Genomic DNA, 18,235 nt, shown 5'->3' on the forward strand with positions numbered 1-18,235 from the left:
CCGCCCCCTTCCGGCAGCACCCCCACGATGGTCCCCATGGCCGTCGTGTCCCCCGTGGGCTCGGTGCTGCCCTACGCGGGCCCCATCAACGCGTGCACCCAGGCCAACCTCATGGCGCAGGGCTGGCTCTTCTGCGACGGCTCCGTCGTGGACAACGGGACGTACCCCGAGCTCTACAACATCATCGGCACGCTGTATGGGGCGCCGCCCAAGTCAGGAAACGACACGGCCCCCATCCAGTTCTACCTGCCGGACTACCGGGGCTCGTTCCTGCGCGGCGTCAACCGGGACGCCACGCGCAACTTCCCCGGCGTCAGCGACACCAGCGTGAAGAGGGACCCGGACACCGACAGCCGGCTGAACGCGCGCTATTCGGCCACGGGCAGCGACGGCCAGGGCAACAGCGGCAACAGCGTCGGCTCGGTGCAACTCGACGCCTTCCTCACGCACCAGCATGACTACCAGCAGGTCATCGGGCCCTCGACGGAGACCGTCGTGAGCACCGCGGATCCGATGGCCTGGCTTAAATCCCAGACGAGCCCCACGACGAACGTGCTCGTCGGGCCGAACAACTCGGCGCCCACCTACCAGGTGTCCGACAACGAGACGCGGGCCCTGAACGTCTACGTGAACTTCATCATCAAGGCCCAGTCCGCGGTGCTGCCCAACCCCGCCTTCACCTACCAGTGCGCCTCCAAGCAGGACTGCTGGGGTCCGCCCTCCGGCACCCAGACGTGCAAGGGCGGCGGCTCCTGAGCCCACCTGACTCCCTCCACCGCGCAGTCCCTGAAAGCGACACGCCCATGTCCATCCCACTCATCTGCGGCCTCGGCGCGCTCCTGCTCGCCATCATCCATGCCATCAACGGTCGCTCTTCGCTGTGGCTGGCCATCACCCTGCTCGCGCTGGGCATGGTGCTGCCCTCCGTCGTCCGCTGGCGGTAGGAGGGCAGCACCCGGAGCCGCCTTCCGGCTACAGCGGCTCCATGCGGAACTGCTGGCAGTCGTTGTTGGACCAGGTCCACTGCTGGAGGATGGTGCCGTCACCGCTGCTCCAGCAGTTGGCCACGTCCAGCACCTTGCCGCTGTGCCGCGCCTCCAGCCGGTAGTAGCCGTTGCCCAGCGACACGGGCTTGAACTGCTGGTTGGCGCCGCCGACCCAGCCCCACTGGTGGAGCCGCGCGCCGTCGGCGGTGCTCACCTCGGCGACGTCCAGCACCTTGCCGCTGTAGCGCGAGACGAAGCGCGCATAGCCGCTGTCCGTCGGCTCCATCACCCACTGCTGGCTGGAGCCGGTGTGGCAGGCCCACTGGTGGAGGGCGGTGCCGTCCGCGCCGCTGGGGCCGGCGATGTCCACGCACTTCCCCGTCAGCTTGTTCACCAGCCGGTACGCGGCGCCCCCGGAGGACTGCAGCACCTGGGCGATGGCGCTCAGGAGCGACGTGGCGCCCTGGGTGTCCTGGCTGATTTCCCAGATCATCACGCCCCCACCCTGCCCGAGCGCGAGCCGCGCCTTCGCCTGGATGGTGGCGATGCCGTTGTAATAGACGTCGCCGACGTTGTCCTTGTACGGCGCCTGCGAGTCCATGGCGACGAGCTGCGAGTACGCGACGTAGGACGACGGCGAGCGTCCGTAGAACGGCACGCCCAGCACCGCCTTCGACCGGGGCAGCCCGCGGCCCACCCAGTAGTTGAGCGACTGGACGGCGTAGTCATACGTCGAGTGGGGCTGGCCGCCGTCGTAGGCCATGATGTTGATGAAATCCAGGTCGGCGAACGCCGACGCGGGGATGCCGTCGCCGTAGTAGCCGTTGGCCACGACGGCCGCGGTGAGCAGCTTGCCCCGGCTGCGCATCGCCGCGCCCAGCTCGCGCGCCAGCGCACCGAAGTTCTGCGCGGACGCGCCGGGCTCCGGGTACTCCCAGTCGAGGTCCACGCCGTCCAGCCCGGCCGCGTTGACGAAGGACACCAGCGTGTTGACGAAGGTGGTGCGCGCGCCGGCGTTGGCGGCCATCTGCTCGAAGGCGCTGTCGTTGCCGTCGTTCCAGCCGCCCACCGCGATGAGCACCTTCACGCCCCGGGCGTGCGCGGCCGTCACCAGCGAGCGCAGCCGCGCGTCCCCGCTGCTCACGCCGGTGAGGCCGCCCTGCGCGGTGGGGAGCGCGAAGGCGTAGTTGATGTGCGTCAGCTTGTCGTAGGGGATGGCGTTGACGTCACCGGCCCACGTGGGGAAGTAGCCGACGACTCGCGTCGCGAGCGCGGGCGACTCCAGCGTTTCCACGGGCGACGGGGAGCCGGACTCGGGCTCGCCGGCGCAGGCCAGCAGGGTGGCGAGGCACGCGGCCCCGAGCATCACGTGTTTCCAATGAGAGACTTCGAGGGACATGGTGGGTTCCTTGAGGGTTCTCGACGTGAGGGCTACTGCTGCCACTGGTAGACGCGCACCCAGTCGACTTCCATCTGCTGGGGCGTCTGGCGGATGAGGTCCAGCGTGGACTGCGGCACGCCGTAGTAGGGCGTGCTCGCGCCGTTCATCCCGAAGGGATAGGTGCCGCCGACCGCCAGGTTGAGGATGATGAAGAAGGGCTTGTCGTAGACCCACGGGCCGTACCGCTCCACCTCGCCGCGCGTCACCGTCTTCACCAGCGCGCCGTCGATGAACCACTTGATGTCCGCGGTGGAGAACTCCGTGCGGTACACGTGCCAGTCGCTGACGGGGGAGCTCGGGTAGAACTGGCCGGTGATGGGCGTGTTGCCGGAGTACCCCGGGCCGTGCAGCGCGCCGGACGTCCAGTTGCCGAAGCCGACGTTCTCCATGATGTCCAGCTCGCCGCACGCGGGCCAGCCGACCCCGGGCTGGCTGATGTCGTTGCCGAGCATCCAGAACGCCGGCCACAGGCCCGGGCCCACCGGCATCTTGATGCGCGCCTCGACGCGGCCGTGGCCGAACTCCCGCTTGCCCGCGCTCTCCAGCCGCCCGGAGGTGAAGGGGTAGCCGTTGTTCCACTCGTTGCGCGCGATGAGCTTCAGCGTGCCGTTGCCGACCTGCACGTTGCCAGGCGAGCTGGTGTACTGCTGCTGCTCGCTATTCACGTGCACGCCCGTGTTGTGGGACCAGTTGGAGCCGTTGACGCTGGTGCCGTCGAACTCGTCGCTCCAGACCTGAACCCAGTTGCCGCTCCCGCCCACCGCGCCCCAGGTGAAGGACTCCCAGCACCCGCCAATGGCCGCGCGGCTGGCGTACAGCGGCGCGGACGCGTTGCGGCCCAGGTCCGCGGACACATACAGGCCGTTGCTCCGTGCCTTGAGGCCGATGGAGCCGTTGCCCAACTCCACCCACTCGAACCGCTCCCAGTCCTGGAGGGTGGGACGGTTGGCGACGAGCTGCCCGCCCAGGTTGGTGTCGGCCGACACGTACAGGCCCGAGCCCGCCGCGCGCAGCGCCACCGTGCCGCCTCCCGCGTCGACGACCTGGAACTGCTCCCAGCCCTGCACCGTCGCGCGGTTGGCCACCAGCGGCGCCGTGGCGCCCAGGTTCTGGTCCGCCGACACGAACTGCTGCGTGGCGCACGCCTTCAGCCAGATGGTCTGCCCGACGGGCGCCGCCACCGCCTCGGCACCCAGCATCAGACTCCCGACGGCGAGCGCCAGCATCCAGCGCCTCGCCGCACCACTTCCGAGCTCCCAGGCCATTCAGTCCTCCCCGTTCGTCCGCTTACGCGGAACTCCGTTACCACGGGGAAAGCCTGAATTGGTGGACTTTGTTCTTTTGTTGGAGGAACTCGGGGTTGAAGTGTCCGCTCAGCGGCGGGACAGGCCGTAGAGGGACATCACCATCTGCTCGAAGGTGCGCGAGGGCAGCAGCGTCTTGGCCATCAGCGCGGCGCGCTGGGACAGGTGGCCCACGGTGTAGCGCACGCGCACGCCCCGCTTCTCCGTCAGCGCCAGCACCTTGCGCGCGACGGCCTCCGGCGCGATGCCCTCCCCTTCCTCCACCTCCACCGTCTGGAGCACCTTCATGAAGGCCTCGCGGTACGCGGAGCCGGGGCCGGACTGGCTCGCCTTCACGCGGTTCTCCCGCACGCGCGTGCGCACGTCGCCGGGCTGCACCAGCGTGGCCTCGATGCCGAAGGGCGCCACCTCCTGGCGGAGGCTCTCCGTGAGCCCCTCCAGCGCGAACTTGCTGGCGCTATAGAGTCCCTGGAAGGGCAGGCCCGCCGCGCCGCCCAGCGAGCTGATGTTGACGATGAGCCCGGACTGCTGCGCCCGCATCGACGGCAGCACCGCCTTGCACACGCGCATCACCCCGAAGAAGTTGGTGTCCAGTTGCCGCCGGGCCTCGTCGATGGAGACGTCCTCCACCGCGCCCGCCATGACGAAGCCGGCGTTGTTCACCACCACGTCGATGCGCCCCTCCGCCGCCAGCACCGCCTCCACCGCGCGCTGGACGGAGTCATCCTGGGTGACGTCCATCTCCAGCATCTTGTGGTGCGCGCCATCCGGCGAGGGCCGGCGGCTGGTGCCGTACACCGCGTGGCCACTCGCGCCCAGCAGCTCCGCGCAGGCCTGCCCGATTCCGGAGGATGCGCCGGTGATGAGAACCACCCTGCCTCGTGAGTCGCTCATGCATGCTCCTACTCAGGGGTGATGGCTCTATTAACGCCGAGACTCTGGAACCTGTGCACTTCCTGGCCGAAAAGCAGACATTGACTGTCATTGATGCCGGAGCACTGGATGTTTTCATGGCCGCGCGTGAAGGTTTGCGCGTGCACTGAAATGACTCAGCGCTTCACGGTAGCGGGGACGGGCTGTTGCGCCGGGAAGCGGTTGCGCAGCGTGGCCGCCACCACCAGTGACAGCGCGGCGGAGACGACGCCGCTCACGAAGGGCGCACCGGGGGCGACCGCCGAATAGAGGAAGCCGCTCCACACCGGGCCCACCACGCGCGCGAGCCCGCCCGCGGACTGGGCGATGCCGAGCACACCGCCCTGCAATTCGGGGCCGGCCAGCGCGGATGCCAGGCTGGCGAGCACCGGCTGGAGCATGCCCATGCCCGTGCCCACCAGCAGCATGGCGACGACCAGCATGGCCGGGTGCGACGCCACGGCGATGCAGGCCAGGCCCGCGCCCATCAGCGTGGCGCCCAGCAGCACGAGCGTGATTGCGCGCAGCCGGCGCGTCAGCCAACCGATGGCGAAGGCCTGGAGCAGGAAGGTCATCAACCCCATCAGCGCGAACAGGCGCCCCACCTCGCGCTCGCCCCAGCCGAACCGCGCCTGGGCCAGCAGGCCGAAGGACACCTGGAGGTTGGTCATGCCGATGAAGGTGAGGAAGAAGAGCACGAGCATCGGGGCGATGCCCGGCTGGGCCAGCGCCTGGGCCAGCCGCACCTTCTTGCGGCCCGGTGTGGCGCTCGCGCCACTGGGGCCATGGTCGGGGTGCGTCTCGGGGAAGAGGAAGAAGACGCCCAGCATCGCCGCCGCCGCGAGCACCGCCGCCGCCAGCGGTGGCGCCCACTCGCCCAGGACGTGGAGCTGGCTGCCGATGACGGGCCCCAGCACCATGCCCAGGCCGATGCCGGCGCCCACGCGGCCCAGCCCCGCGGCCCGCGCCTCCGGGGGCGTCACGTCCGCCACGGCGGCCTGACACGCGGCCAGGTTGCCCGCGGTGGCTCCCGCCAGCAGCCGCGAGGTGAAGAGCACGGGCAGCAGGTGCACGTGGGTGGCGTACGCGAAGAGGGCCATGGACACCGCGTTGCCCAGAAGGCTCAGCAGGATGACGGGCCGCCGGCCCACGCGGTCCGACAGCCGCCCGAGCACGGGCGTGGCCACCAGCTGCGCGGAGGAGAACAGCGCGAGCAGCACGCCCGCCGTCGTCGCCGAGCCGCCCATGGACTCCACGTAGAAGGGCAGCAGCGGGATGATGAGCCCGAAGCCCACCAGGTCCAGGAACACGGTGATGAAGACGAGCGCCCGCACACGGCGCTGGACGGCGAGGGGTACGGGCTGGGCTGGCGAGGGCACGTCCATGTGCCGGATGATTGACGGCGGCGCGCGCGCAGGGAACCTCAATCGCGAGGGAGTGACAGAACGATGAACCTCATCGAGCCCATCATCCTGGGTGGAGCGGTGCTGGGCGGCGTGGTGGGCGCGACGCTGGGCTTCTCCGCGGGCGTGCTGTGGGGCCTCGGCGGGCTGCTCACTGGCATCGTCGTCGGGGGCGTGGCGGGCCCCCTCGTCTTCTTCCTGCTGGGGCTCGTCTTCATCACCCTGCGCTACGGGCCGCGCCACAGCTGGGGCCTGGTGCGCGAGCTGTTCGGCCCGCGCCCGGGGAGCTAGCTCGGACGGCTCCAGATTTTCGGCCAGTCGTCGAAGTCGCTGACCGCATTGCCGTCGATGAGGAGCGAGTACATGGACTCCTCGGGGAAGTCATTCAGGCGGATGGTCAGCGTGTGCCCGTCCACCTGCGTGCGGAAGGGGTGGAGCGGATCACTGGCCTTCGCCCAGCTCAGCTTCCGGGTCATCAGCTCTTCGGCGGTCATGAATTGGGCCTCGTTTCTCCGAGGATGTGCTGGTTCACGGTCTGGTTGGTCCGGTTCGAGCTGCCGATGAGCTCCTTGAAGACGTCATCTCCGCGGAGCCCCTTGCCCTCGGCCTTCTTCACCAGCTGGTCGAAGCTCGGACCGTTGATGCTTCCATAGGTGAAGAAGTCCCGGGCGCGCAGCATCGCGACTTCCAGCGGGCTGCTCATCATCTTCCGCGCCTCGAGCCGGGCGTCGTGCCGGATGGCCACCGCGCGCTTCGCACGCTCCTCCATGGAGACGCCCTGGGCGGCCCACTGCCTGTCGAGCTCGGGGATGGTCGCCACCTTGTCCAGGTACCACTTGCGGATGTCCGCGTTGGTGGTGGGCTTCTTCGCTCCGCTCGCGTCCGGGCCGTGCACCTGCTCGGTGCTGGCGTTGGACGGGCGGCGCGACGGGCGCGGACGCGGCGAGCCGGTGTCGAAGTCGTCCTGCTTCTTCGCGGGGGCGGACGTCGACGGGGAGGAGACCGAGTTCGTCCGCGACGGGCCGGGCGAGGAGCCACCCTTGACGGACGAGGTGGGCGACTTCGGCGGGGAGGCCGACTCGATTCGGGGGGAAGGAGGGGGCGTCTTCCGGTTGAGCTTCATGGGGAGTGCCTTCGCGGGGGCGGCGAGAAAGCCTACAGACGAGTTATCGCGGACGGCGAAGAAAGGTTGCTGACCTTTGCCTACCTCTACGCACTTTTCACTTCCTGGGAACGCGAGAGCCACCAGGAGTGCGTCTGGAGCGACGACGCACCAGGCCAAGAGCCAATGCGAACAGCGTAGCGCAGGTCCCCGCCCCGGCGGTGCCCCCCGCCAGCGAGCAGCCCCCTCCTTCTATTGTCTCCTCTGCGCAGGGCAGCCACAGCCGGCACGTGTCGCCCGCCTTCACGCACGGACTGGCTCCGTCCGACTCGGAGCAGGGCGCGCCGAAGCGACCGGCCTCCAGGCCCGCCACCGCGCAGCTCCGCCCTCCCCCGGGCTGGTCGACACAGGCCATGCCCGAAGGGCAGTCGGCATGGGACTCACAGCGCACCGTGCATGCGTCCACCGCCGCGTCGAGCGCGGGCCGCGTGGGCGGCGCGTGGGCGACGTCTTCGATGACCGCCTGGAGGAAGTCCGCATGCGCGTCCACGCGCGTGTTCGTGCCCGTCGTGCAGGCGAGGTCTCCGAACGAGGTGACGCCGATGAGGTGCTCGGCGCCGTCGAGCGCCAGGAAGGAGGGGCCGCCGCTGTCGCCGCCGCACGACATGGAGGGGGCCATCTCGATGGAGAAGGCGCCCGGGTCCACCGCCGTCACGCGCGCGGTGCCGCTGCGCCGCTGGCCCGTCCTTCCCTCATCGTCCAGGCCAAAGCCCACCACCCGCGTCGTCCGCCCCACCATGTCCGCCGGCAGCGGGGCCGTGCGCAGGGGCACCGGCGGGACGGGCGCGTCCTCGGCCAGGATGAGCACCCCGATGTCGTGCGCACCAGCGCGCCAGTCGGGGTGGAGCCGGCCCGCGACGGCGCGCACACGCTCCCTGCCGAGCGCCCGCGCGGTCTCCGACGCGAACACCACCGAGAGGACCTGCGGCGCGTCGGTGTTCTCCACGCAGTGCGCCGCCGTCAGGACGACGCGGGGGGCGACGAGCGTTCCCGTGCAGGTGACGGGCGACGCCGCGTCCGGCTCGCCGCACGTGGGCGACACCGGGACGATGGCGCCCACCGCCGGGAAGCCGGACTCCGGTGCTCCGCCTACCACAGGCTGCCGCGTCGCCGCGGGGACGGGGACGGGCGCATGCGGCCCGTCGCACGCGCCCGACGCCGCGAGGAGCAGCGCGAGGAGGAGCCCGCCCGGGTGGACGGGCCTCACTCGCGCCACCGGCTCAATCCCTCGCGAAGTCACCCTGCGGTGACTCCGAGGGCTGGCCGTCGGCGTTGAAGTACTTCCACTCCCCCGCCTTCGCGCCGTTCGCGTAGTCCCCCGTCACGGCGAGCTTTCCGTTCGGGTGCCACTCGGAATACGGGCCCTGCGCCTGGTGCCCGACGAGCGTGCCCTCGGCCCACTTCTGCCCGTCGGAGCGCCACGCCGTCCACTTCAGCTCCTTCGAGCCGGCGGTGTGGACCTCCTCGCGGTTCTTCTGCCCCTCTTCGTAATAGAGGGTCCACAGGCCCTGCTTGAGACCACCGCGGTACTCGCCCTCGAGCTGCTTCACGCCGCCCTCGAAGTAGCTCACCCAGCGGCCTTCCATCTTCCCGTCGACGTACTGGCCCTCCGTCTTGAGCTTGCCGCTGGGGTGCCACTCCGCCCAGCGACCATGCTTCACGCCGTCGGGCTTCGCGCACCACTGCACGGTGCCGTCCGGCGGCGCGCGGCCGTGCAGCCGCGCGCCATCGGGACAGGGACCGGAGGAGGACCGGCTACAGCCTGACGCCACACCCAGGATGGCGGCCAGCGCCACCCATGTCTTGACGGAGGCCATCAGCCGCAGGTGCCCACGCCGCTGCAGCTGCAGTTGTTGCTGGCGAACGAGTAGTCATCGGACGCCGCCGCGAAGCTGCCCAGGCCGTAGTCGTGCTTGGCGCAGTCCTGCGTGTACGCCGTGGTGCCCACGCACGGGGGCGTGCTGGTGATGCCGCAGCCCTGGCCGCAGCGGCCCTTGCAACCACCGCCCGAGCCGCCGGTGCAGCCGCAGCCCCGGCCCGCCTGACGGTAGTAGCCGGAGCCGATGTACTGGTTGCCGCAGGTGCAGGACAGGTGCGTCCAGCCGCGCTCGGAGACGAACTCGTAGCCCGTGAGCAGCTCGCCCACCGGGACGATTTGCATGAAGCTCGTCTGGCGCATCGCCACGTCCTCGACGCGCGTGCGCCGGGCCTCGTCCGTCTCGGCCACGAGCTTCGTGACGCCGTCCAGCAGCGGCCCCATCAGCTCGGACTGCGCCGCGTCCAGCGCCCCACCGCTGGGGAGGAAGCTGCCCGTGCCCTGGTTGAAGTCGATGTGGAACCCGATGACCGGCTCACCGAAGTCGTACGTCACCTCGACGACCTTGGACTCCGTCTCCACCACCAGCATCCGCACCGACGCGCCACCCGCGCTGTAGGTGGCCTCGAGCGTCGTCTCGTCACGCTGGAGGAGCGCGAAGCCCTGCGCCTCTTCCCCCTGCGCCTGGGGCTCGTCCGAACAGCCCGCCAGCGACATCGCCAGGACCACCGTCATTCCGCACAACCACTGCGCCTTCATCGCGTTCTCGATTCCGCGCGTCGGCTTCACGCACGAACAGCGAGAAACTAGGAAGGCAGAGGAGCAGCGGTCAAACCGAAACCCCAGAAAATGAGAATCACCCCGCTCAGCGAGACAGGGGCGATTGCGACCCACGAGTTGCTCCGGAGGAGCTCGGAAAGAGAGGCCGCGGCCCGGGGGCTGGCGAGGGGGAAGGTGAAGCGCCCCCGGGCCGCGGTACCTCGGGGAAGACCTAGCGGCGTCCCCCACCTCGCTCGCCGCGCTCGGGCAGGTCCACCGCGGTGCCGTCGAGCGTCGCGTCGCCGCACTCGGGGCCGAAGGCCAGCACGTGCGTCTCACCGTCAGCGGTGGCGCGCGTCAGCGTCCCGGACGTGGGCCACGGGCAGACGTCGCGCGACGGCCGGACGATGGCCGCGAGCGTGACGGTGCCCTGTGAGCCGTCGAGGAACGCCTCGGAGTACGAGCCGTCGATGGTGCGCACCGGCGGCGTGTCACTGGAGAACGCGACGGACAGGGAGCCCGTCAGGTGCACGGAGCTCACCACCGCGCCCGACGCGTCCGTCCGCGTGCGCGTCACATCCGCCTGCGTCGCCTTCTGGCGCGGCGGGGCGCCCAGCGTCAGCTCCGCCGAGGAGGTGGTGGTGCCCTGCACGGTGGAGACCTCACCATCGGAGTTCGTGCGGGAAATCTGGAAGGTGACCGTCTGCTCCTGCGTCACCGCGCCCTCGCAGTTCTCCGGCGCCGTGTACGTGGTCGCGATGTCCACCGTGCCCGTGGAAGGTCCGCCGTGCGGGCCGCGGCCTCCGCGCGGGCCGCCATCGCCGGGACCTCCGGCGGAGTGGGCTCGCACGGTGCCGTCCGTGCCCTCTGGAGGAGGCATGCCACCACCGCCGCCGGGGCCACGGCCGCCGCCACCGCCGGGCCCACGGCCACCGCCGGGACGCGTGGGCGCGGCGCAGTCGGTCCACTCGAGGTGGACTGTGGCCGGCAGGCTCTGGCCGCAGACCTCCACGGTGGTGATGTCCGGGCTGTCATCACAGTGGAAGCCCTCCACCGCCTGCGGGCGCAGCTTGTCCAGGCCGTGCAGCAGGCTGGAGACCTCCACCGCGTCGCTCGAATCCGAGACGGCCTCCACGGCCTGGGAGACCTCCGAGGTGGCCTCGTCGGCCGTCTTGTCCGAGCTGCAACCCGCCGTCATCGCGCCCGCTGCGAGTGCGAGTGCTCCAAGCCACTGACTGCCCCTGTTCCTGCGCATCGTTCGTGCTCCTTGGTGTTTCAGTGCCCGGCCCGCTTCCCACTGCGCCCATGGGACGAGAGGAATTAATTTCGTGTTCCCGGCACTCGTCGCTTCCGTGCTTGCGAAGTGCGCCGCGCGCACCGCTACACTGGCGGCTTGAACGTGAACGACGAGCTGCGCGCACTCATCACCGAGGCCCAGGACGGCAGCGTGCGCGCCTTCGAGCTCCTCATCGCTTCGCACATGCCGCAGGTGCGCCGCTTCGCGCGGGCCTTCGCCGCCTCGGACGCGGACGTGGACGACCTGGCGCAGGAAGCGCTGGTGAAGGTCTACAAGAGCCTGCGCTCGTTCCGCTTCCAGTCCGCCTTCAAGACGTGGCTCTACTCGGTGGTGCGCAACGTCTTCTTCGACGCTACGCGCAGCCGCGCCGGCCGGGAGCGCGCCCTGGAGGAGCCGCTGGAGGTGGAGCACGTCCGGGCCCCGTCGGGCGCCGAGCCCGCCGACGAGGGCATCGCCCGGGCGGAGGAGAAGGAGCGGCTGTGGCGCGCGCTGCGGGCGCTGCCGGCGGAGTTCCGCACGGCGGTGGTGCTCTTCGATGTCGAGGGGTACAGCTATGAAGAGGTGGCCGCCATCGAAGGGGTGCCGGTGGGCACGGTGAAGTCGCGCCTGTCACGGGGCCGGACGCAGCTTCGCACCCTGCTGGCGGGCGGACAGGCCCCCGGGAGCCAGGATGGGGGTGGGTCGGTGGGAACATTCAATGGGGATGTTTCGTCAGATGGTTCGAGGAGCGGTAGATGAGTGAGCCCGAAGAGACCGAGGACCGCGCGCTGCGCGAGCGCCTGGGAGCACTGCGGGACGAGCCGCCCTCCTTCGACTTCCAGTCCGCGCTGCATCGGCGCCTGGTGGACGCCGGGCCGCCGGACCCCGCCCCCGGGTGGGATTGGGTGCGCTGGCTCTTCCGGCACCGGGCTCCCGTGGTCTGGCCCTCGGTGGGTGTCGCGGCCGGCGTCGCCGCGTTCCTGGTGCTGGGCGCGGTGTGGGAGCCCCCTGCCCCGCCGCCCGCCGTGGCGGCTCGGCCGCTCGCGGTGCCGGGGACCCAGGTGCCCGTGAGCAAGGTGGCGGTCATCAAGCTGGACTTCACGGCGGACGTGGCGGTGGCCCAGGCGGACTTCCAGGTGAGCCTTCCGGAGGGGCTCTCCTTCTGGGCGGATGGAGAGGAACTGCCGCTGCGCTCCTTCCAGTGGACCCAGGCGCTCAGCGCGGGTAGCAACGTCATCCCCATCGCGGTGCGCGGGCAGCGGCCGGGCCGCTACCTCGTGACGGCCGAGGCTCGCGCCGGCGGCCAGCGCATCGAGCACGACGTGGTGCTGGAGGTGACGGACGGATGAACAGGTCTTCGCCAGGGATTGCCGCGGCCTTCGCGGCGCTCGTCCTGTTCGTCGCCGGTGACGCTCGGGCACAGGAGCAGGCCGCACCCGCGACTCCGCCTCCTTCCACGGAGACGGGGGCGGTGCGGGCTCCGGAGGCTCCGATGAAGAATGTGCCGGCGCCGGCCCCGGCGCCGCCCGCCTCCGAGCCGGGAGCGCGCGTGCGCAGCTCCCATACGGTGGACGTCATCGCGCCTGGAGAGAAGGTCGACACCATCTTCGGTCGCATGCGGCTGGAGCGACCGGCGCCACCTCCGCGCGGGGATGCCGTGCGACCGCCGCCCGGCTCGGAGTCCCGCGACAACAAGCGGTCTCCGGGACCGGGGCGGACCGGCGGCGGGCCTCCTCCTCCGGGAGGTGACGGGCGCGCGCGACCTCCGTCGTCTCCCCGGACCGACGGCGCACAGCCGCCTCCCTCGGCGCCACCACCGCCACCGTCGCCCGAACAGCCGCGACGATGACGGTCGCCCCAGCGCTCGCGCTCGTGGCCCTGGTGGCCACGACAGCTCCGCTTGCCCCGGCACAGGCAGCGTTCGCCCATGGACAGGCGGTGCTCATGGCCCGAGGGGCCACGACGGGCCCGCTTGCTCCGGCGCAGGCGGCGTTCGCCCATGGCACATCCGCGCAGGCGGAGCTCGCGGCCCTGTCAGCCACGGCCGACCTGATTGCCTCCGCCCAGGTGCCGTTCGCGCATGGCACATCTGCGCAGACGAAGCTCGTGGCCCAGGCCACCACGGCCGACCCGCTCGCCTCCGCGCAGGAGGCGTTCTCCCGGGGCGACTACGCGGAGGCGGAACGACTTGCCCTGGAAGGCGCCCAGCCTCCGCGGCTCGGTGCCGCGCTCTACCTCGTGGGGCTCGCCCGCTTTCGCTCGGGGCGCCCCTCCGAGGCCCTGGAGGCGCTCGACGCAGCGGGGCGCGCGGAGGACGCGCCGGAGCCCGCCTTCTGGAACTTCAACCGGGGCGCCTGTCTCTACGCGCTGGGCCGCTTCGAGGAAGCCGAGCAGGCCTTCGTCGACGCCGGCACCGACGCGACGCTCGCGCGGGTCGCCTGGCTGAACGCGGGCTTCGCCGCGCTCGATGCCGGCTCACCCGAGCGCGCCGCCACGTGGGCGGACCGCGCCGCGCCCGGCGCCTCCGAGCGCGAAGCCCTCCAGGTGGAGGAACTGCGTGCCCTCGTCGCCCAGGCCCAGGGACGCGCCGTGAGCGAGAGCGACGCGGCCTACAGCCTGGGCCTGGTGTCCTTCGACGCGGGACGCTTCGACGAAGCGCGAGCACACTTCCTCCGGGCGGCGGCGGCAGACCCGACCTCGGGCCGCGCGCGCCTCATGGCCGGAGCCTCCGCCTGGAGGACGGGAGCCCGCGCGGTGGCACGCGAGGACCTCACCGCGGCCCTCGCGCTCTCATTGACCCCGGCGGACCGGGGCACCGCCTACCAGTACCTCGACCGCCTCTCCTTCGGCCTGCGCGCGAGCGGCCCGGGTTTGCAGCTATCCGCCGGCGCAGGCGGAGGCTTCGACAGCAACGTGCTGCAGGTCGGCGTGGCGGCGCGCGACGTGTCCGGGGCGAGCACCAACGTGGAGACCGCCAGCGCCTTCCTGGAGGCAGGGGTGGGGCTCGCGGCCCGCCGCCGCCTCTCCGATACGCTGTTCGCCCACCTCTCCTACGGCGGAAGCCAGCGCATCTACACGCTCGAGTCCGTGCGCGACTACTCGCTGCAACTGCACCGCGCGGCGGCCACCGTGGAGTGGGAAGCGGCCCGTCGGGTGCGCGTGGGCCTCTCCGCCGGAGGCGACCTGTTCTTCACCGGCCTCTCGGACTTCCGTGGGCTGCAGGGCTCGGTGAATGGCTGGGGCTGGCTCGCGGTGGACGAGAGCGAGCTGACCAGCACCCGGCTGGACCTGACCTTCGCCCGGAAGACGGGGCTGGCCAGCGAGTTCGACTACCTCACCGGCCCCCGCCTGGATGCGATGCTGTCCCAGGAGTTCCGCCTCCCGGCGCAGAGCCTGACGGCGTGGTACCGCTACCGCGAGGACCGCATCGGCACGCTGGTGCAGGAGACCACCGCCGACACCACCGGCGCCTCGCGCGAGTACGTCATCCCCTTCGGCTGGACCGGACACGCCGTGGGCCTCTCCACCCGCCGCGTGCTCGACCCGACGCTCGACGCGAGCCTCGACGCCGAGCTGGAGCGGCGCGGCTATCTGCGCGACAGCTACCTGCGCGTCACCCCGTTGAATGGAAGCGCGGAGGCCTGGAACCCACGGCGACGCCAGGACTGGCGCTTCACGTTGGGCGTCAGCTTGAGCGCGCGGCTGTCCCGGTGGCTGCAGCTCTCCACACGCTACGAGCTGCTGGTGAATCGCTCCAACGTGGACACGCGGCTCGAAGACGAGGCCGGTGCCTGCACCGCGCCGGACTACCGCTGCCATGCCTACGACTACACGAATGGCAACTACGAGAAGCACGTGCTGCTGTTCGAGCTGGGCGCCTCGTGGTGAGCGGTGCGTCACCCGCGTCTGACGAGATCTCCCCAGAGCCTGTTCCCTACCCCTCGCGTTTCGTTGAGAAGCCGAAATTGTCGCCACGAATGTTACAGACAGGTTTGATGAACGACGGAGGGCTTCTGTAACGATGGGGTCGAGAGGAGCATTCGACATTGGCCCCATCCGATGATGACTCCGACCCCAAGCCCCTGCTGCCCAGGCTCAGCCGCCGCGCCTTCTTCACCGGCGCGGGTGCCTCCGCGCTAACCGCCACCCTGGTACAGACGGCCGCGCAGGCGGCGACCCAGGCCGGGCCCGCCGTCCTGGGGCCCGAGCCCTCCACCCTCCAGCTCAACATCAACGGCCGCGCTGTTTCCGTCCAGGCCGACCCCGGCACCACGCTGGCCGAGCTGCTGCGCAACCAGCTCGGGATGACGGGGACGAAGGTGGGCTGTGACCGCGGCGCGTGCTCGGCGTGCACGGTGTGGCTCGACGGCGAGGTGGCCGCGAGCTGCATGACGCTGGCCCTCGACGCGCGCGGCAGGAAGGTCACCACCATCGAAGGCCTGGCGCGCGGGGAAGAGCTGCACCCGGTGCAGCGCGCCTTCGTGGAGAACGACGCGCTCCAGTGCGGCTTCTGCACGCCCGGCATGGTGATGAGCTGCGCCGCGCTGGTGGAGCGCAACCCGAAGTGCTCGCTCGATGACGTGAAGCAGGCGGTCAGTGGCCACCTGTGCCGGTGCGGCACCTATCCCAACGTCTTCAAGGCCACCCTCGCGGCAGCCCAGGCGAGCGGCAAGGGCAAGGGGAAGAGCTGATGCAGGACGTCAAGGACACCACCGGTACGCAGGGCACCGCGAAGCCCACCGACGGCCAGAAGGCCCAGACGGGCAGCCCCCAGAAGCCTCCCCCTCCCAACCCCGGCCCCTCGCGGGAGCAGACGATGCAGTACGGCATCGTCGGCGCCGGCATGAAGGAAGTCACGCGGCGGGTGCCGCTCGACGAGCCGCCGCCCCTGCCGGAGAACGCGAAGCTGAAGTCCATCGGCAAGCCCGTCTCCCGCCTGGACGGCGTGGAGAAGGTCACCGGCCGCGCCCGCTACACCTTCGACATCCAGCTCCCGGGGATGCTCTGGGGCCAGCGCGTCCTCTCACCGCTGCCGCACGCGCGCATCAAGTCCATCGACACCTCGGCGGCCGAGCGCTACCCGGGCGTGCGCGCCGTCCACATCATGGAGCGCCTGCTCGCCTCGGCGAAGCTGAGGGACCCGAAGGCGGAGCAGGGCCGCTACCCCACCATCCGCTACGCGGGCCAGCCCATCGCCGCGGTGGCGGCGGACTCGCCCCGCGCCGCCGAGGCCGCGGCCCGCCTCATCAAGGTGGAGTACGAGCCGCTTCCCCACGTCACCGACCTGGAGGCGGCGATGAAGGAGAACGCGCCTCGCGTCTTCCCCGGCCCCACCGAGCAGCCCGCCACCGCGGGAGGCGGCGGCGCGCCGCCGGGCCTGCCGCAGAAGGGCAACGTGCGCGGCCCCGACACGAAGCCGCGAGGCATGGGCCCGCGCGGAGACGTGGCCAAGGGCTTCCGTGAGTCCGAGGTGGTCGTCGAGGCGGAGTACCGCACCCAGGTGCAGACGCACGTGCCCATGGAGCCGCACGGGCTCGTCGCGGACTGGAAGGACGACATGCTCACCCTCTACGCGTCCACCCAGTGGGTGGGCAGCGTGCGGGACGAGGCGGCCGAGCTCTTCGACCTTCCGAAGAACAAGGTGCGCGTCATCAGCGACTTCACCGGAGGCGGCTTCGGCGCGAAGTACGGCATCGGCAACTTCGGCCTGCTCGCCATCCACCTGTCGCGCAAGGCCCGGGCGCCGGTGCGGATGGTGCTGGACCGCCGCGAGGAGCACGTGTCGGGCGGCAACCGTCCCAACAGCATCCAGCGGCTCAAGGTGGGCGCGAAGCGGGACGGCTCGCTCGTCGCGCTCCAGCTCCAGGCGTACGGCAGCGGCGGCGTGGCCGGAGGCGCGGGCGTCGGCTTCTGCCACTCCACGCTCTACGAGTGCCCCAACGTGAGCGTGGAGCAGTACGACGTCTTCACCAACGCCGGCCCTTGCGCCGCCTTCCGCGCGCCCGGCCAGGTGCAGGGCATCTTCGCCCTCGAGCAGACCATCGACGAGCTGGCCGAGCGCATCGGCATGGACGCGCTCGCGCTCCGGGCGAAGATTGACGTCTCCGACACCGACGACGCCCGGGCCCGCGCCCAGGAGCGCAAGGTGGGCGCCGACAAGGTCGGCTGGAGCAAGCGGCGGCCCGCGGGCTCGGACAAGGGGCCCATCAAGCGGGGCCTGGGCGTCGCCCAGTCCCAGTGGCTCTACCTCGTCCACCGCAACACCTCGTGCGAGGTGCGCGTGTCCGGAGACGGCTCCGTGGAGGCCTTCAGCGCCACGCAGGACATCGGCACGGGGACGCGCACCATCCTCGCGCAGGTGGTGGCGGAGGAGTTCGGCCTGCGGCCCGAGGACATCGGCGCGTATGTCGGTGACTCGCGCTATCCGCAGGGGCCGGCCTCGGGCGGCAGCCGCGTCACCAGCTCGCTGACGCCCGCCGCCCGCAACGCCGCCCACCGCGCCGCCCGCGACCTGGCCGCGCGAATCGCGCCCCTGTTCAAGGCGAGCGCGGACGACATCGTCTTCGCCGACGGCAAGGTGATGGTGAAGGGCAAGGCGTCCTCCGCGATGCCCTTCCGCGACGCGGTGAAGAAGGCCGGCGTGCGCGAGTTGTCCCACCGCGCCGACCGCCGTGACGACTACGAGGGCTACGCGTTCTCCACCCCGGACATGAGCATCAGCAAGCACGGCATCGGCGGCGTGCAGTTCGCCGAGGTCGAGGTCGACACGGAGACGGGCATCGTCAAGGTGGAGCGCGTGGTCGCCGTGCACGACTGCGGGCGCCCCATCAACCCCAAGCTCACCGAGAGCCAGATTTTCGGCGGCGTGATTCAGGGCGTCAGCTACGCGCTCTACGAGGAGCGCCACCTGGACCCGGGCAGCGGCCACCAGCTCAACGCCAACGTGGACCAGTACAAGATTGTCGGCTCGCGCGAGGTGCCGAAAATCGAGGTCATCCTCCTGGAGCAGCTCGGCGCGCAGTCCTCCACGGACGCGCGCGGCGTGGCCGAGCCCGCCAACGTGGCGACGGCGGCGGCGGTGGCCAACGCCTTCTACAACGCGACGGGCAAGCGCATCCGCACGCTCCCGATGACGCCGGCGAACGTGCTCGCGGCGCTGCGCACCACCTGAGACGG

At 71.0% G+C, this 18,235-nt stretch carries 18 protein-coding genes; 8 read left to right on the forward strand and 10 right to left on the reverse strand.

Going from position 1 to position 18,235, the window contains the following annotated elements; translation table 11 throughout:
* Positions 1-36 precede the first annotated feature (36 nt).
* Both ACX9TP_RS39590 and ACX9TP_RS39595 read left to right on the forward strand, forming a co-directional pair.
* Positions 37-756: a tail fiber protein gene (locus ACX9TP_RS39590; protein WP_482975860.1), complete on the forward strand. Its 720-nt coding sequence runs from the start codon at positions 37-39 to the stop codon at positions 754-756.
* 47 nt (positions 757-803) lie between these two features.
* Positions 804-944, forward strand: coding sequence for a hypothetical protein (locus tag ACX9TP_RS39595; protein ID WP_164000587.1), 141 nt, complete (start codon positions 804-806; stop codon positions 942-944).
* Positions 945-972: 28 nt separating this feature from the next.
* Here ACX9TP_RS39595 and ACX9TP_RS39600 read toward each other — a convergent pair whose 3' ends face one another.
* From ACX9TP_RS39600 to ACX9TP_RS39615, 4 genes are all read right to left on the reverse strand, one after another.
* Positions 973-2,385, reverse strand: coding sequence for an RICIN domain-containing protein (locus ACX9TP_RS39600; RefSeq protein WP_482975861.1), 1,413 nt, complete (start codon positions 2,383-2,385; stop codon positions 973-975).
* 32 nt (positions 2,386-2,417) lie between these two features.
* On the reverse strand, positions 2,418-3,692 hold the full coding sequence (locus ACX9TP_RS39605; protein ID WP_482975862.1) for a family 16 glycosylhydrolase: 1,275 nt from the start codon (positions 3,690-3,692) through the stop codon (positions 2,418-2,420).
* A 108-nt stretch (positions 3,693-3,800) separates the two neighbouring features.
* Positions 3,801-4,625 (reverse strand): SDR family oxidoreductase, encoded by an 825-nt coding sequence (locus ACX9TP_RS39610; protein ID WP_482975863.1) that lies wholly within the window; start codon positions 4,623-4,625, stop codon positions 3,801-3,803.
* A gap of 155 nt (positions 4,626-4,780) precedes the next feature.
* Complete coding sequence (locus tag ACX9TP_RS39615; protein ID WP_482975864.1) at positions 4,781-6,028, reverse strand: MFS transporter; 1,248 nt, start codon at positions 6,026-6,028, stop codon at positions 4,781-4,783.
* A gap of 63 nt (positions 6,029-6,091) precedes the next feature.
* Between ACX9TP_RS39615 and ACX9TP_RS39620 the strand changes: the two genes are divergently transcribed.
* Positions 6,092-6,337 carry a hypothetical protein gene (locus ACX9TP_RS39620; protein WP_482975865.1) on the forward strand — a complete coding sequence of 82 codons (246 nt, stop codon included), beginning with the start codon at positions 6,092-6,094 and terminating at the stop codon, positions 6,335-6,337.
* Here ACX9TP_RS39620 and ACX9TP_RS39625 read toward each other — a convergent pair.
* From ACX9TP_RS39625 to ACX9TP_RS39650, 6 genes are all read right to left on the reverse strand, one after another.
* Positions 6,334-6,540 carry a hypothetical protein gene (locus ACX9TP_RS39625; protein WP_482975866.1) on the reverse strand — a complete coding sequence of 69 codons (207 nt, stop codon included), beginning with the start codon at positions 6,538-6,540 and terminating at the stop codon, positions 6,334-6,336. The two genes, ACX9TP_RS39620 and ACX9TP_RS39625, sit on opposite strands and share 4 nt — an antisense overlap.
* Entirely contained in the window at positions 6,537-7,169 is a 633-nt protein-coding gene (locus tag ACX9TP_RS39630; RefSeq protein ID WP_482975867.1) for a hypothetical protein, read from the reverse strand. The genes ACX9TP_RS39625 and ACX9TP_RS39630 overlap by 4 nt, the downstream gene beginning before the upstream one ends.
* Before the next feature lie 97 nt (positions 7,170-7,266).
* Complete coding sequence (locus ACX9TP_RS39635; protein WP_482975868.1) at positions 7,267-8,268, reverse strand: S1 family peptidase; 1,002 nt, start codon at positions 8,266-8,268, stop codon at positions 7,267-7,269.
* Positions 8,269-8,428: 160 nt separating this feature from the next.
* The gene (locus ACX9TP_RS39640) at positions 8,429-9,025 is read right to left on the reverse strand and encodes a toxin-antitoxin system YwqK family antitoxin (protein ID WP_482975869.1); all 597 of its coding nucleotides are present in this window, start codon (positions 9,023-9,025) and stop codon (positions 8,429-8,431) included.
* Positions 9,025-9,783, reverse strand: a complete 759-nt coding sequence (locus ACX9TP_RS39645; RefSeq protein ID WP_482982290.1) for a hypothetical protein — start codon at positions 9,781-9,783, stop codon at positions 9,025-9,027. Before ACX9TP_RS39645 ends, ACX9TP_RS39640 begins: the two co-directional genes overlap by 1 nt.
* Positions 9,784-10,015: 232 nt before the next feature.
* Positions 10,016-11,038, reverse strand: coding sequence for a hypothetical protein (locus ACX9TP_RS39650; RefSeq protein WP_482975870.1), 1,023 nt, complete (start codon positions 11,036-11,038; stop codon positions 10,016-10,018).
* Between the two features lie 144 nt (positions 11,039-11,182).
* Between ACX9TP_RS39650 and ACX9TP_RS39655 the strand changes: the two genes are divergently transcribed.
* The 5 genes from ACX9TP_RS39655 to ACX9TP_RS39675 all read left to right on the forward strand — a co-directional run bounded on the left by ACX9TP_RS39655 (position 11,183) and on the right by ACX9TP_RS39675 (position 18,230).
* A complete protein-coding gene (locus tag ACX9TP_RS39655) occupies positions 11,183-11,818 on the forward strand; it encodes an RNA polymerase sigma factor (protein ID WP_482975871.1) in 636 nt (211 codons plus the stop codon).
* The gene (locus ACX9TP_RS39660) at positions 11,815-12,408 is read left to right on the forward strand and encodes a PH domain-containing protein (protein WP_482975872.1); all 594 of its coding nucleotides are present in this window, start codon (positions 11,815-11,817) and stop codon (positions 12,406-12,408) included. Before ACX9TP_RS39655 ends, ACX9TP_RS39660 begins: the two co-directional genes overlap by 4 nt.
* Positions 12,409-12,904: 496 nt before the next feature.
* Entirely contained in the window at positions 12,905-14,947 is a 2,043-nt protein-coding gene (locus tag ACX9TP_RS39665) for a tetratricopeptide repeat protein (RefSeq protein WP_482975873.1), read from the forward strand.
* Between the two features lie 158 nt (positions 14,948-15,105).
* Positions 15,106-15,750, forward strand: a complete 645-nt coding sequence (locus ACX9TP_RS39670; protein WP_482975874.1) for a (2Fe-2S)-binding protein — start codon at positions 15,106-15,108, stop codon at positions 15,748-15,750.
* Positions 15,750-18,230: a xanthine dehydrogenase family protein molybdopterin-binding subunit gene (locus ACX9TP_RS39675; RefSeq protein WP_482975875.1), complete on the forward strand. Its 2,481-nt coding sequence runs from the start codon at positions 15,750-15,752 to the stop codon at positions 18,228-18,230. Before ACX9TP_RS39670 ends, ACX9TP_RS39675 begins: the two co-directional genes overlap by 1 nt.
* The last annotated feature ends 5 nt before the right edge of the window (positions 18,231-18,235 follow it).

It is taken from the genome of Pyxidicoccus sp. M15 (assembly GCF_056858435.1).